Origin of the sequence: Cohnella sp. (assembly GCF_041640265.1) — a bacterium.
GTDB lineage: Bacteria > Bacillota > Bacilli > Paenibacillales > Paenibacillaceae > Cohnella.
In genome coordinates this window covers 197,702-210,746 of record NZ_JBEQAP010000003.1, presented here as the reverse complement: position 1 = coordinate 210,746, position 13,045 = coordinate 197,702, and the positions used below count along the sequence as shown (strand labels likewise).

At 47.7% G+C, this 13,045-nt stretch carries 15 protein-coding genes and 1 riboswitch; of the genes, 14 read left to right on the top strand and 1 reads right to left on the bottom strand.

The genetic code is table 11. The features are described from left to right. Nucleotides 1-46: 46 nt before the first annotated feature. The 3 genes from ACESLK_RS04085 to map all read left to right on the top strand — a co-directional run bounded on the left by ACESLK_RS04085 (nt 47) and on the right by map (nt 2,054). Nucleotides 47-730 (top strand): FHA domain-containing protein, encoded by a 684-nt coding sequence (locus ACESLK_RS04085; RefSeq protein ID WP_372662610.1) that lies wholly within the window; start codon nt 47-49, stop codon nt 728-730. A gap of 231 nt (nt 731-961) precedes the next feature. Then, nucleotides 962-1,150: a hypothetical protein gene (locus ACESLK_RS04080; protein WP_372662607.1), complete on the top strand. Its 189-nt coding sequence runs from the start codon at nt 962-964 to the stop codon at nt 1,148-1,150. A gap of 142 nt (nt 1,151-1,292) precedes the next feature. After that, nucleotides 1,293-2,054, top strand: a complete 762-nt coding sequence (gene map / locus ACESLK_RS04075; RefSeq protein WP_372662604.1) for a type I methionyl aminopeptidase — start codon at nt 1,293-1,295, stop codon at nt 2,052-2,054. 46 nt (nt 2,055-2,100) lie between these two features. Here the strand turns inward: map and ACESLK_RS04070 are convergent, their stop codons facing one another. Continuing rightward, nucleotides 2,101-2,814: a hypothetical protein gene (locus ACESLK_RS04070; protein WP_372662601.1), complete on the bottom strand. Its 714-nt coding sequence runs from the start codon at nt 2,812-2,814 to the stop codon at nt 2,101-2,103. A 354-nt stretch (nt 2,815-3,168) separates the two neighbouring features. Here ACESLK_RS04070 and coxB point away from each other — a divergent pair, with 354 nt between their 5' ends. The 11 genes from coxB (at nt 3,169) to ACESLK_RS04015 (ending at nt 13,037) form a co-directional block, all read left to right on the top strand. Continuing rightward, complete coding sequence (coxB, locus tag ACESLK_RS04065; protein ID WP_372662598.1) at nt 3,169-4,197, top strand: cytochrome c oxidase subunit II; 1,029 nt, start codon at nt 3,169-3,171, stop codon at nt 4,195-4,197. 72 nt (nt 4,198-4,269) lie between these two features. Then, on the top strand, nt 4,270-6,075 hold the full coding sequence (ctaD, locus tag ACESLK_RS04060) for a cytochrome c oxidase subunit I (RefSeq protein WP_372662755.1): 1,806 nt from the start codon (nt 4,270-4,272) through the stop codon (nt 6,073-6,075). Continuing rightward, nucleotides 6,072-6,689: a cytochrome (ubi)quinol oxidase subunit III gene (locus tag ACESLK_RS04055; protein WP_372662595.1), complete on the top strand. Its 618-nt coding sequence runs from the start codon at nt 6,072-6,074 to the stop codon at nt 6,687-6,689. The genes ctaD and ACESLK_RS04055 overlap by 4 nt, the downstream gene beginning before the upstream one ends. Before the next feature lie 4 nt (nt 6,690-6,693). Further along, nucleotides 6,694-7,011, top strand: coding sequence for a cytochrome C oxidase subunit IV family protein (locus ACESLK_RS04050; protein WP_372662592.1), 318 nt, complete (start codon nt 6,694-6,696; stop codon nt 7,009-7,011). Nucleotides 7,012-7,086: 75 nt separating this feature from the next. Then, nucleotides 7,087-8,007: a cytochrome c oxidase assembly factor CtaG gene (ctaG, locus tag ACESLK_RS04045; RefSeq protein ID WP_372662589.1), complete on the top strand. Its 921-nt coding sequence runs from the start codon at nt 7,087-7,089 to the stop codon at nt 8,005-8,007. Nucleotides 8,008-8,104: 97 nt separating this feature from the next. After that, on the top strand, nt 8,105-8,566 hold the full coding sequence (locus ACESLK_RS04040) for a DUF420 domain-containing protein (RefSeq protein WP_372662586.1): 462 nt from the start codon (nt 8,105-8,107) through the stop codon (nt 8,564-8,566). A 447-nt stretch (nt 8,567-9,013) separates the two neighbouring features. After that, a riboswitch (cyclic di-GMP riboswitch) is annotated at nt 9,014-9,107 on the top strand. A gap of 49 nt (nt 9,108-9,156) precedes the next feature. After that, entirely contained in the window at nt 9,157-9,351 is a 195-nt protein-coding gene (locus ACESLK_RS04035) for a hypothetical protein (RefSeq protein ID WP_372662583.1), read from the top strand. Between the two features lie 225 nt (nt 9,352-9,576). Then, nucleotides 9,577-10,413, top strand: a complete 837-nt coding sequence (locus ACESLK_RS04030) for an electron transfer flavoprotein subunit beta/FixA family protein (protein ID WP_372662752.1) — start codon at nt 9,577-9,579, stop codon at nt 10,411-10,413. After that, complete coding sequence (locus ACESLK_RS04025; RefSeq protein ID WP_372662580.1) at nt 10,410-11,444, top strand: electron transfer flavoprotein subunit alpha/FixB family protein; 1,035 nt, start codon at nt 10,410-10,412, stop codon at nt 11,442-11,444. The genes ACESLK_RS04030 and ACESLK_RS04025 overlap by 4 nt, the downstream gene beginning before the upstream one ends. Next, on the top strand, nt 11,428-12,723 hold the full coding sequence (locus ACESLK_RS04020; RefSeq protein ID WP_372662578.1) for an FAD-dependent oxidoreductase: 1,296 nt from the start codon (nt 11,428-11,430) through the stop codon (nt 12,721-12,723). Before ACESLK_RS04025 ends, ACESLK_RS04020 begins: the two co-directional genes overlap by 17 nt. Further along, on the top strand, nt 12,705-13,037 hold the full coding sequence (locus ACESLK_RS04015) for a ferredoxin family protein (protein WP_372662575.1): 333 nt from the start codon (nt 12,705-12,707) through the stop codon (nt 13,035-13,037). The genes ACESLK_RS04020 and ACESLK_RS04015 overlap by 19 nt, the downstream gene beginning before the upstream one ends. Nucleotides 13,038-13,045: the final 8 nt, after the last annotated feature.

Genomic DNA, 13,045 nt, shown 5'->3' with positions numbered 1-13,045 from the left:
AGTCTTTTCACGCGTGACCATGTTACTCTTAAAAGCGGGTTTAGTCTTGCCAGGGTTGTCAATACTGCCTGTGAATGCATTCGCGGCCGAGCCTCTGATAACCGCTTCTAATCAAGTTAAGGTAGGAACTTTGCCGTTACTCGCTGCGCTTGGAGTTGGAATAGCAGTAGCCGTGGGTTCGGTTATAGCTTTCCTGCACATGACGGCTAAGGGGAAGGAAGCGAATGATTCCTCCTCAACGACTGTCCAAGACGACGATCCTTTCGAAGATAGTTCCATAGTGGATTGGAATGATGAAGGCGCGATGTCGAGCTTGGAATACGAACACAACCCATTAACGGATTATACGATTCCCATTACGCAACTGCTTACGTATCCTGATCATGTAGAAGCTGCGGCACCTGGCGAGCCAAGCTTATGCGGTGTAGTGGGAGAACACTCGGGCTCCTGTTACCGAATCTTAAACCGGCGATTGTCATTCGGTCGGGATCCCTCTCAATGCGCTATCCTTTTTCCCATTGAAGCCGCCCAGATCAGTCGATTGCATTGCTCATTGAGGTTTATGGAGGAAAGTCGTTTATTTGTTCTTGAAGACCACGGCTCCTCCAACGGAACATTTCTGGCGGATGGGCAGCGTCTTGAGCCGGGCAAGAGTTATGAGCTCCGCTCCGGACAGCGGTTCTCGTTATCCGGACACGAGCATTGGTTTGAAGTCAGGGACGACGCGTAATCTATGTGAGGTTATCTCCCATGATGTCACAAGTCTACTGCTTTTTACTTTATCCTCCAGAAGATAAGTGTTATAATGAGTAAAAGAAAGGAAGTATTTCTTAATTGCAGCATTGCGAAGGCATAATCGAACTAGCTATGAAGAACCCGTTATCGGTTCTCTGGGTGGTGAATACCGCCTCCGTTTCGGCGTTTTAGCCGGACGGAATCCATTCCACTGGGAGGGAATTGCATGGCCAAACGCAGCCACAATGAAGTTCAAGAAAGTTTGCGAGAACTGACTAGAATTTTCCGCCCTAAGGATTCGCGCAAGTTTGTTAAGGAATACATCCGCAAATACAGAATTACCGGTGGATATGAAGATGAGCTAACCATGCTCGTAGATCGCGAGCTTACTAAACTAAATTCCCCTGCCTCATAGAGCGGCGGAAGAAGAACCGACTAGGCAGACGGCAATGGCCGACTCCTTGAACGGTTCTTTTTTTTTTGTAATCCTGAATCACCATAACAAAAACAAACCTTCCTGAATAAATTTTAAAAAAGAGGAATTGGGAGGTGTTATTGTGGGATCAGCGGTTGGCAAAATATCGATTCGTTCGCAGGAGGAACTCGGAGAGATGGCGATAGCAGGTCGGCTGGCTTCGAGGCTTAGGCGGGAATTGGGTAAACGAGTCGCTCCTGGAGTTTCTACGATGGCATTAAATGAATACGCGGAACGCTTTTTACTTCAGCGAGGAGCAAAGCCGGCGCAGAAGGGATATCATGGGTACCCTTATGCCATATGTGCGGCGGTTAATGATTGTGTCTGTCATGGAATGCCAAGTGAACGGCTTCTGATGAAAGGGGATATTGTTACCCTTGATTTCGTGGTGGAATTCAAGGGTTGGATGGCGGATACGGCTTGGACCTTTGCGGTGGGTGAGATATCCCCAGAAGCGAAGCGATTACGCAAAGCGGCTTATCAAGCGATGGTCAGCGGGATTGCCGAGGCTCGGCCCGGTCGAACAATTGGCGACATTGCTGAGGCCGTAGGTCAAATTGCGGATGCTGGCGGGTATGGCGTTGTCGGTCAATTTGGCGGACATGGGATTGGAAAAGCCATGCATGAGCCGCCGGAGGTTTCTTATATAGGTATGGCTGGAACGGGAAGAAAGCTTAAAGAAGGGATGGTCATCACGATTGAGCCGATGCTTACGATTGGTTCGCCTGAGGTGTTCATTGATGAAGACGGATGGACGGTCTTAACCCAGGAGGGCGGCCTGGCCGCCCAATTCGAGCATACGGTTGCGATCACGAGGAATGGTCCCCTCATTTTAACGAGATAGCTGTACATTTAGTCAAAGCCAAGTTCTTAATTCCGATTGCGGAGGTTCATGGGCTCGGCTTTTTCTCATACAAAGGCAGCGGAACAGCGTTTCCTTGCCCGAAAATATATTGGACAAGCTCATTAAAATCCGGTGTCAGTGGAATCAGCGGTTTTTTGGCCCAAGCTGCTTTGGCAAATTCGAGCGATTGATTCACGAATTCCCGGTTTGCGGAGATATGAACTTCTTGGACGTAAGGAAGGGAGTGGCGTAAAGTGTCTCCGATAACCTGCCGTAATTCCGTAGATAGGTCTGAGTAGTCTTTAGAGGTAAAATAGGAGTTGTAAGGCGTTGCCGCCTGACGATTGTCCCATTTGGAGCTTCCGTTGCTAACATTATATACGCCTTCAGTCGTTCCGGTATTGTCCTGTTCTTTGGTTTTGGAACCTCCTCGAGCCTTGGTTCCGGTTGCCGTCCAATCCGTAAGAATGGCAACATAGGCATTTTTGTCGGTTAAGAAAACAAGCGCGGTGTTAATACCAGGTAAGGCAGCTACTTTATTAGAGAGGGCGGAGCTATATTCGAAATATCGATTCTCGTGCTGCATGGGATTCGCGGACAAGGAACCATAAGACCGTACACGAGTCATTTTCGGATCGTTCGAGGCTCGGCTGGCGTAGTCATGTCCGCTTTTCTGATAATAAGATGTGTAATTGCATGCGGTTAGAAGTACAAGCATTAATGCAACTCCGATAAGCGCAGACGAACGACGAGCTGACATGAGACAACCCCTCCTATATTCGAGTTAAGTATAGGATTTTACAAAAGCGGGTTGGGTATGCAAACCCATGAACACATAAAACTCGGCTATATTGGCAAAAAGAAGGGGAGGAGTAAATCGTGAAAGTTGTCGAAGGTTAATGGGTTAGAGACTAGAAGGACAGCTGACAAGTGGTTCGTATTGGAACGTAAAAATCATAAGATCCCTAGAACTACTTGGTATTTGACAGTTTTGAGAACAATTTGTGAACTGTTCTGTGAACATTGACAAGAAGGCGGATCAATCCTTATATTTATTAGAGTGCTTTGTGAGCGTTTGTTGTTTGATCTATGAAAACGTCAAATTGGGGTTGATATGATGAATCGGTGGCACGTAATGAAGCGGCTGCTTCCGCTGCTGACAGGATTGGTGCTGCTATTGTCAGCATGTGGAAGAGAAGATCTCTCGACATTGAATCCGCAAGGACCGGTGGCTGAGAAACAATTCGACTTAATGAAACTGTCCATTGGCATAATGGCTTTGGTCGTTGTCGTTGTATTCGTCATCTGTATCTATGTGTTGATTCGCTTTCGCCGTCGGGCAGGAGACAAGAGTATTCCGAAACAAGTGGAAGGTAATCACACGCTTGAAATCATTTGGACTGTTATTCCGCTTATTTTGCTCATAATACTCGGAGTACCGACGATCACTGATGTATTTGGTCTTGCCAAGGATTACAGCAAAGATGCGAACGCTGTCCAAGTAAAAGTAACCGCGCATCAGTATTGGTGGGAATTCGAATACACCGATTACGGAATTACGACAGCGCAGGAATTAATTGTTCCTACCGACAAGAAGATTTCATTCGAATTAGTTGCGGCAGATGTGAAACATTCCTTCTGGATTCCTTCTATTGGCGGGAAAATAGATACGAACCCGGGATTGACCAACAGAATGTTCCTTGAGTTCCCGAAAGAAGGCGTGTTCCGTGGTAAATGCGCGGAATTGTGCGGACCTTCCCATGCTTTGATGGATTTCAAAGCAAAAGCGGTGAGCCCAGAATCATTCACGCGTTGGGTTTCAGCCATGAAAGCTCCAGCAATTATGCCGGCAGACGCGGAAATCGCAGATGCCTTTAACTCGCAATGCTTAAGCTGCCATGCAGTAGGTGAGAACGGCGGTACGACAGGACCGAACTTAACAGGTATCGGCGGACGTCAAACCATTGGCGGTATTCTGTACAATGATGAAGCAGCAGTAGAGCAGAATCTTCATGATTGGATTACCGATCCGCAGGAATACAAATCCGGTGCGATGATGCCGACGGCTGAAGAGAACGGATTAACGCCGGAACAAATTGACGGCATTGCCAAGTACTTGGCTGAATACAAGCTCGACTATTAATCAAGCGGGAATTAAAGGAGGTACGTGGCCTTGGCTGCACATGCGCACACGGTCAAGCGGTATAGCGGCTTGATGGATTGGCTAACGACCGTCGATCATAAGAAGATCGGGATTTTGTATATGATCGCAGGTCTATTTTTCTTCTTGATTGGCGGCTTGGAAGCGATAGTGATTCGGATTCAACTGATGAAGCCTATGAATGACGTTGTTTCTGGTGATACATTTAATGAATTATTAACGATGCACGGTACAACTATGATATTCTTGGCGGCGATGCCGTTGTTGTTCGCGCTAATGAACGCGGTTATTCCGCTTCAAATCGGTGCTCGCGACGTAGCATTCCCATTCTTGAATTCACTGGGCTTCTGGACCTTTTTCTTCGGCGGCTTGCTGCTTAACCTTAGTTGGTTTGCCGGGTCAGTTCCAGATGCGGGTTGGACCTCCTATGTACCCTTAGCAGGACCCACATTCAATTCCGGTCACGGTGTAGATTATTACGTTATCGGTCTGCAAATTGCCGGTATCGGAACATTACTTGGCGGAATTAACTTTATGGCTACGATCATTAATATGCGCGCGCCAGGGTTGTCCTTCATGCGGCTGCCGATGTTTACATGGTCGATCTTCATTACGTCCGCTCTAATCGTGTTCGCTTTCCCGGTACTGACAGTTGGTCTGGTAGCGCTCATGTTTGATCGATTGTTCCATGCCAACTTCTTCGAAGCAGGCAATGGAGGTAACTCGGTATTGTGGGAGCATATCTTTTGGGTGTTCGGACATCCTGAGGTATATATCCTGATCGTGCCGGCTTTTGGAGTTATCTCTGAAGTCGTAAGCACGTTCTCTCGTAAGCGCTTGTTCGGTTACAGCTCCATGGTGTTCGCGACTGTGTTAATCGCCTTTCTTGGATTCATGGTATGGGCTCACCATATGTTCACAACGGGTCTTGGGCCGATTGCCAATGGACTGTTCTCGATTGCAACGATGCTGATTGCAGTTCCGACAGGGGTTAAGATCTTTAACTGGCTGTTCACGCTCTGGGGTGGCTCGATTCGCTTCACGACGGCGAATCTGTTCGCAATCGGCTTTATTCCGACATTCGTTATGGGTGGAGTTACTGGGGTTATGCTAGCATCTGCTCCAGCGGATTATCAATATCACGATACTTACTTCGTCGTGGCTCACTTCCACTATGTTATCGTTGGCGGTTTGATTTTCGGAATATTCGCAGGGCTGCATTACTGGTGGCCGAAGATGTTCGGTCGCTTGCTGAATGAAACTCTTGGTAAAATTACGTTTTGGACCTTCTTCATCGGCTTCCATCTTACGTTCTTTATCCAGCATTTCTTAGGCTTGCTGGGTATGCCGCGCCGGGTATACACCTACTTAGGCGGTCAAGGCTACGACGATATGAACTATATTAGTACGATCGGCGCATTCTTCATGGGTATTGGTACGATTGTATTCTTGCTCAACATCTTTATCACTTGGTCGAAGCCGCGCAATGCTAAAGGCGATGCTTGGGAAGACGGGCGTTCTCTGGAGTGGACGATTCCTTCACCTCCGCCAGAGTACAACTTCAAACAAACACCGCTTGTTCGCGGATACGATGCTTGGTGGAAGGAAAAGATGGAAGGTAAGACAGCAATGACGCCTGCCGAACCGGTAGGATCGATTCATATGCCTTCTCCATCCATTTTACCGCTTATTATGAGCATCGGATTGTTTATCGCGGGCTTCGGCTTTATGTATGACAATCTGGTGGTTGGCGGAATCGGTTTGTTGATTACGTTCGCTTGTATGGTCATCCGTTCCGTATTCGATGATCACGGTTTCCATATCGAACCGGAAGATCAGGATAAGGAGGTACACGCATGAGTGCACATGATCACGCAGACGGACACTTGCCGCACGAGCCGGAAAAAGCAACACTAGAGGGTCGTAATAAGATCACGGGCTTCTGGATTTTCCTTGGTGCGGAAACGGTATTGTTCGGAACTCTATTCTCCGCATTCTTGGCTTTGCGGCATAATATAATGGATGGGCCAACAGCCGACGAACTGTTCCAGCTTCCATTGGTTTTCTTGGCCACGATGATCCTGCTTACCTCTAGTTTAACGAGTGTTTTCGCGGTTCAAGCGTTGCACCAACACAAGGCTAAAGCCATGATTATTTGGTTGATCGTTACTATTCTTCTAGGACTTGGCTTCCTTGGGCTCGAGATTTATGAGTTCTACCACTATGTGCATGAGGGTCATGGATTTACCACAAGCGCGTTCAGTTCCTCTTTTTACACGTTAGTTGGCTTCCATGGAGCTCACGTTGCTTTTGGGGTTGTATGGATCAGCTTGGTCATCGGCCAAGTTATGCAAAAGGGCTTAACAGTCGTGAATGCGCCGAAGGTATACTTGTCAGCTATTTACTGGCATTTCATCGACGTAGTATGGGTATTCATCTTCACCGTTGTTTATTTGATGGGAAAGGTGGGCTAAACTCATGTCAAGTAATCATTCAGCTTCCGGCGAACAGACCAAACGTCATAAGGTCGAAGGTCCACGGAAGCACATTGTCGCCTTCGTTATGTCTCTTGCTCTAACGATTATCGCTTTCGCGGCTGTCTCCGCAGGAGAAATCAATACCACGTTTACTTACATTATTCTGGTGTCAATGGCTGTCATTCAGGTATTCATACAGCTGGCATTCTGGATGCACTTGAAAGACCGTGGGCATATGTTCCCTATCATCGCGATCATAACCGGCATATTCGTCGTGTTCACGATGGTAGTCATGGCCCTGTATTGGGTCTGGTGGTAAGAGAATAAAATTTCAGAGAGGCGGCCAAAATCCGACCTCTCTTTTTTATGAGGACAACGAAAGGAGGTTAACTTTATGTGGGGATTAGAGTATTTCTCGTTTCGCGATTTATGGAGTCCATTGTTCATGGTTTTCATGATGGCGATTATTGTGTTATACACGTTTATCGTCGGACCGTGGAGGCATCGGTTCACTGAGGATAAAGCCGTTTCAATTACACGGCAAACCTCTTTCATCTTGGCGATTGTGCTCCTCTATTTAACGCAGGGCGGCCCGCTTAGCTTGTTAGGTCATCTCATGTTTACGTTCCATATGACGAATATGGCGCTTGCTTATATGCTCGTACCTCCATTATTGATTTATGGGATCCCTTCTTGGTTATGGAGAAGGATGTTCCAAGCTAACGTATGGCGACTATCTGTGTTTCGAATCCTAATGAATCCAATAATCAGCATGGCATTATTCACATTGTTATTTTCTTTCTATCACATGCCGAAAAATCACGACTGGATCATGACCCATTTCACGATTCATACGATTTATTATATTGTACTTTTTCTATCTGCCATGATGATGTGGTGGCACATTTATTGTCCGGTAGCAGAATGGCGGCGAATGTCGCATATGCTTACGCTTGGTTATATATTCATGAGCGGATTGCTGCTAACCCCCGCTTGTGCAATGATTATTTTCGCTAGCGGACCATTGTTCGGAGTATATAACGATCCGCAGGTTTGGGTGAAGGCGATGGGTTATTGTGTTTCAGGAGACCCTTCCGTATTGCTAAGCAAATTCGATGGGCCCGCTTTCTTTAATCTTATGAGTGCCAGGGATGATCAGCAATTGGGAGGAATCGTGATGAAGCTCATCCAAGAGTTCATCAATTCTGCTGCGCTTTATACAGTGTTCATGCAGTGGTTCCGTAAGGAACGAGCTAGCGAGGATGAACCAACATTGGAGCCGGGGGCTCCGGGAGATATTATTAACAATGTGTGACGTAAAGAGGAAACGTTTGAACAATACACGATAGACAGTTACAATAAAGTGAATAGAAGAAGTAAGCATTTATGACGATAGAGCGGGTGAATGTTACATGTCGTGGTATGATATCTTTCCATTGGTTAGTACAAGCTTTATCGCGATTAGCGGAATCCTAGTGGCAATCGGATGGTCTTTAATCATTAAAGGAAAAAGAGAAGCGCATCAGAAGGTAATGCTTGCAGCGGCTGTTGCGGCCCTTTGCTTCTTTATCATCTATGTGTCACGAACTATTTTTATTGGTAACACCTCTTGGGGCGGGCCGGAAGACCTAAAGACAATCTATCTAATTTTTCTTTTGTTTCATATTTTACTTGCGACGGTTGCAGCTGTCTTTGGGATTACGACGATAACGCTTGCTTACCGCAAGAGCTTTGCAAAGCACCGCAAATGGGGTAAGGTTACAGCTTTAATCTGGTTCGCCACAGTGATAACGGGGATTACGGTCTATGTATTGCTGTATCTGTGCTATCCAGGCGGTCATACGAAGCCTGTTATTGATGCGATATTTGGTTAACACCACTTTAATTTAACATATGTGAAGGGCTGTCCCAAGCAATTATGGGCGGCCTTTTTTTTGGCTATAGATGGCAAATTGGCAGGTTTGCATGAGCTGTGAATACGAGTGATCCAAGCCTTAATGACGATATCCCTTCGGCTCAGGGACCGACTTGTTCGAATTATTCTTCAGCTTCTGAGCGGAGGGGATATCGTCATAAGGGTTCGAGAAGATAGGGTGAGCGAAGGGGATATTGTCATAAAGGGGTTCGCTCCTTAGCTGATAACCCAAAAAACCTGAGATGAAACATGCTTTTTAGTTCTGTTAAGCAATATTAGGTAGGACTTTAGTCACTTTTTTGTCAAATTAGCAATAATAGTAAAGGAAAACCGCATCTTATGTCGAAAAACATCTAAAGTAAGTCTTAGTACAAATGACATAGACATTCAAACTTTTATCCAAGGATCAGAACAAAGGCAAATCCGTCCGAAAGGCGGAGACGCAAAACCACGGGTCTTAGCCGTTCCACGAAGGACGGGATGACAGCCGGGATGCTCAGCGGGCTTGGTTTTTTGTTGTTATTAATAGAATTAGGGGAGGGTAAGCAGGTGGGGAAGGTAAAATTAACGAACGGCAAGAATTATATTCTAACTTTGCAGAACGGACACACCTTAGAGGGTGTTCTGCATGAATTGAAGTGTATGGGAGACGAGCTTTATTCTTTGTGGATTGATAAGGGAAGCGAGCTCATATCTGTATCCTTTAGCGAAACAAAGGATATTAAGCTTAAACCTTTACTCTAGCGGAAGCAGCAGGATAACAATCTTCCAAACCCTTAGAAATGGTATGCGTCCGGAATGTCTTCGGAGGCATATTTTTTTTATGCCTAAACCCAGAAAAACCGTCAAGGCTTTCTTGACGGTTTTTTGGTGAGGACAAACCCAGTCATGATCCGGTCACTCGCCTAATATAAATAAAAGTGAACATTTGAACCGGTGATCAGGCAGAGAGCAGAAAGGGTGAAGGTTATGCTGCATATCGTCGCTTGTATTAAGCAGGTGCCGGATACGAAGATCATCAAGATGAATCCGAAGACGAACACGATGGACCGCTCCAGCGCTCCGGCGATTCTTAACCCCTATGACTCGCACGCGGTAGAGGAAGCAGTTCGACTTCGGGGGCGTTATGGGGGTAAAGTATCAGTTCTGACAATGGGACCGCCTCCCGCGGTCAAAGCAATCCGAAAATGCATTGAGATTGGCGCAGATGAAGGTTATATGATTACCGATCGGGCATTCGCGGGTGCGGATACCTTGGCTACCAGCTATGCATTAACGAAGGCGCTCGAGAAGATCGCGGAGATCTGTCCCATTGATCTGATTATTTGCGGCAAGATGACCATTGACGGAGATACCGGGCAGGTAGGACCAGGAATTGCAAGAAGACTGGATATGCCGCCATTAACCTCAGTTAACAAGGTGATCGAGGTGAATCGGGCAGAAGGTTATGCAATCGTTCATCGGAAGCTAGAGGATGGATATGAAGTTATTCGTTCGACGCTCCCCTGCTTATTCTCGGTGGAGAAGGAAATCAATGAGGTTCCGTACTCCACATTGCCCAATATGCTTAGGGCAGCCCGATATCAGCCGCATATCTGGTCGGTGAGCGATCTAGGGGAAATAGACAAAACACAGTTAGGGCTCAAAGGCTCGCCTACTATCGTCAGTGCTGTTTGGGCGCCGCAGAAGCCGCAGGGGGGTAAACTTCTTGAGGGCGAGCCCGAAGAGAAGATAAAGCTTCTTCTTGATATTTTATTAGAGCGTAAAGAACTTTTCGAGGCTGCTGCCGGGGGTGGGAAATCTTGAATTTCGATGATTATCGCGGCGTATGGGTGTTCATTGAGGAGAAAGACGGCAATGTCGCGCAGGTGTCTCTAGAGCTGCTCGGAGCGGCAAAACTTCTTGCGGATAAGAGAAAAACGCGAGTTGCCGGTGTTCTGATCGGCGAGAACGTATCTCGCTTGGCGCAAACAGCGTTTGAATATGGTGCGGATCTTGTCTATGTATATGATGATCCCATATATAGATTTTATCGGACCGAAACTTATATGCGAGCGCTGCTTGCTTGCGTGGAGAAGCATAAGCCGGAAATTCTGCTGTACGGAGCAACTTCTACGGGTAAAGACTTGGCTAGCGCGGTGGCGACTGATCTGCCTACTGGATTAACTGCCGACACGACGCAGCTGGATGTGGAAGAGGATACCGGACTTTTGCTCGCGAGTCGTCCCGCGTTCGGCGGCAACATTATGGCGACGATTCTATGCAAGAAATATCGTCCCCAAATGGCGACGGTGCGACCTAAAGTTATGAAAGCGTTAACCCGTAACACAGATAGGAAAGGCGAACTAGTCGAAGAGAGCATTCCTATAAAAGAAGCGGACATTCGTACTAAGGTGCTGGAAATCGTCAGAACGACGACGCAAAGGGTTCGCATCGATGAAGCTGATGTCATTGTGGCAGGAGGCAAAGGGTTGGGAGGACCTGCAGGGTTTCAGGTCATCCATCAGCTGGCGGAAACCTTGGGCGCAGCAGTTGGGGCGAGCCGGGATGTCGTGGAGGCGGGCTGGATTGGACACCACCATCAGGTGGGTCAAACGGGGGTCACGGTGACGCCCAAGATCTATTTTGCCATCGGGATCTCGGGTGCTATTCAGCACTTGGTCGGAATGCAGAATGCCAGCCTTATTATTGCCATTAACAAGGACGCTGGAGCTCCTATCTTCCAGTCCTCCCATTATGGAATTGTAGGTGACGCGCTAACCATCGTACCGATGCTCAACGAAGCATTCAAAACCGCGCTTGGAAGAAAGGAAGAGGTCAATGCCGGAAAAGTTTGATGCTATCGTCGTTGGAGCAGGCCCCGCTGGGATTGCCTGCGCCTTCGAGCTAGCCAAGGCGAACGTGAACGTGCTGCTCATTGAACGGGGGGAGTATCCAGGCTCTAAGAATGTGATGGGCGGGGTGCTTTATCGCAAGATGATGGAAGAAATCGTACCGGACTTCCACAAGGAAGCCCCCCTGGAGCGGCCGATTGTGGAGCAGAGATTCATGATGATGGATAAGACATCGGCTGTAACCTTCGCTTATAAGGGGATGGAATGGGCGCAGGAGCCTTTCAATAACTTCACTGTATTAAGAGCTAAGTTCGATCAATGGTTTGCTGCGAAAGCCGTGGAAAAGGGTGCGCTGCTTCTTAACGAGACTGTCGTGCTGGAATGTGTAGTGGAGAATGGGAAGGTTGTCGGAGTTAGGACGGATAGACCGGATGGCGAGCTTCGCGCCGATGTGGTGGTGTTAGCCGATGGAGTGAACTCGCTGCTTGCCAAGTCGCTTGGCTTTCATAAGGAGTTCAGGCCGGATGAAGTAGCGCTGGCGACAATGGAAATTCTGAAGCTAGACAAGAAGATTATTGAGGATCGGTTTAATCTCGAGGAAGGCCAAGGCTGCACGATCGAGCTGTTCGGGGATGCGACCAAAGGTATTCTCGGCACCGGGTTTCTGTATACGAATAAAGATACGCTCAGCATTGGCGTCGGCACGTTACTTTCCGGGCTTATCAAGCATAAGATAAAACCTTACGAGCTAATGGAATATGTGAAAACCCATCCGATGATTCGTCCCTATATTCAAGGAGCAGAACCGCAGGAATATCTGGCGCATCTTATTCCTGAAGGCGGCTACAACTCCATACCTAAGGTTGCGGGAGCGGGAGTACTGGTCGTCGGAGACGCTGCGCAGCTTGTGAATGCGATCCACCGTGAGGGCTCCAACATGGCCATGACATCCGGCAGATTTGCCGCCGAGACGATTGTGGCTGCGAGGGAGCGCGAGGATTTCTCCGAGGCTTCGTTGGATGAATACCGGAAACGCCTTATGGGCAGCTTCGTAGGCCAGGATATGAAGAAATATAAGGACTCTACCCACCACTTCGACAAGTTCCCGCAATACTTCGAGCAATACATTCCGATGATGAACCGCGCAGCGAGCCAGATGCTGACGGTGGATGGCTCTTCCAAATGGGAGAAGCAGAAGAAGATATGGCGAGAAATCGGTCCTGCCAAGAAAAAGCTCAAAATCGCCCGCGATCTGTTCCGGGCATGGAAGGTGATGAAGTAATGAGCGCGCCGAATGATCCTTCTGAAAGCTCGAAAGCGGCCAAGATCGAGGAGAAGCAATACTTGCTGAGGTTTAACGCGGATACCGAGTCTCACCTTCATGTAATGGATACGGACGTTTGCATGACGAGCTGCCCGGATAAGATCTGCACGATTTTCTGTCCGGCGGAAGTGTACAAATGGGAGGAAATCCGCATGCATGTCGGCTATGAGGGCTGTCATGAATGCGGAAGCTGCCGGATCGGCTGTCCGCATCAGAATATCAAGTGGGTCTATCCTAAGGGTGGGCATGGAATCGTCTTTCGACTCGGGTGATAGGGGTG

Excerpts from the sequence above, each read along its gene's own strand:
- ACESLK_RS04080 (WP_372662607.1), top strand. The coding sequence starts at position 962 with ATGGCCAAACGCAGCCACAATGAAGTTCAAGAAAGTTTGCGAGAACTG.
- ACESLK_RS04070 (WP_372662601.1), bottom strand. The coding sequence starts at position 2,814 with ATGTCAGCTCGTCGTTCGTCTGCGCTTATCGGAGTTGCATTAATGCTT.
- coxB (WP_372662598.1), top strand. The coding sequence starts at position 3,169 with ATGATGAATCGGTGGCACGTAATGAAGCGGCTGCTTCCGCTGCTGACA.
- ctaD (WP_372662755.1), top strand. The coding sequence starts at position 4,270 with ATGGATTGGCTAACGACCGTCGATCATAAGAAGATCGGGATTTTGTAT.
- ACESLK_RS04055 (WP_372662595.1), top strand. The coding sequence starts at position 6,072 with ATGAGTGCACATGATCACGCAGACGGACACTTGCCGCACGAGCCGGAA.
- ACESLK_RS04050 (WP_372662592.1), top strand. The coding sequence starts at position 6,694 with ATGTCAAGTAATCATTCAGCTTCCGGCGAACAGACCAAACGTCATAAG.
- ctaG (WP_372662589.1), top strand. The coding sequence starts at position 7,087 with ATGTGGGGATTAGAGTATTTCTCGTTTCGCGATTTATGGAGTCCATTG.
- ACESLK_RS04040 (WP_372662586.1), top strand. The coding sequence starts at position 8,105 with ATGTCGTGGTATGATATCTTTCCATTGGTTAGTACAAGCTTTATCGCG.
- ACESLK_RS04030 (WP_372662752.1), top strand. The coding sequence starts at position 9,577 with ATGCTGCATATCGTCGCTTGTATTAAGCAGGTGCCGGATACGAAGATC.
- ACESLK_RS04020 (WP_372662578.1), top strand. The coding sequence starts at position 11,428 with ATGCCGGAAAAGTTTGATGCTATCGTCGTTGGAGCAGGCCCCGCTGGG.
- ACESLK_RS04015 (WP_372662575.1), top strand. The coding sequence starts at position 12,705 with ATGGAAGGTGATGAAGTAATGAGCGCGCCGAATGATCCTTCTGAAAGC.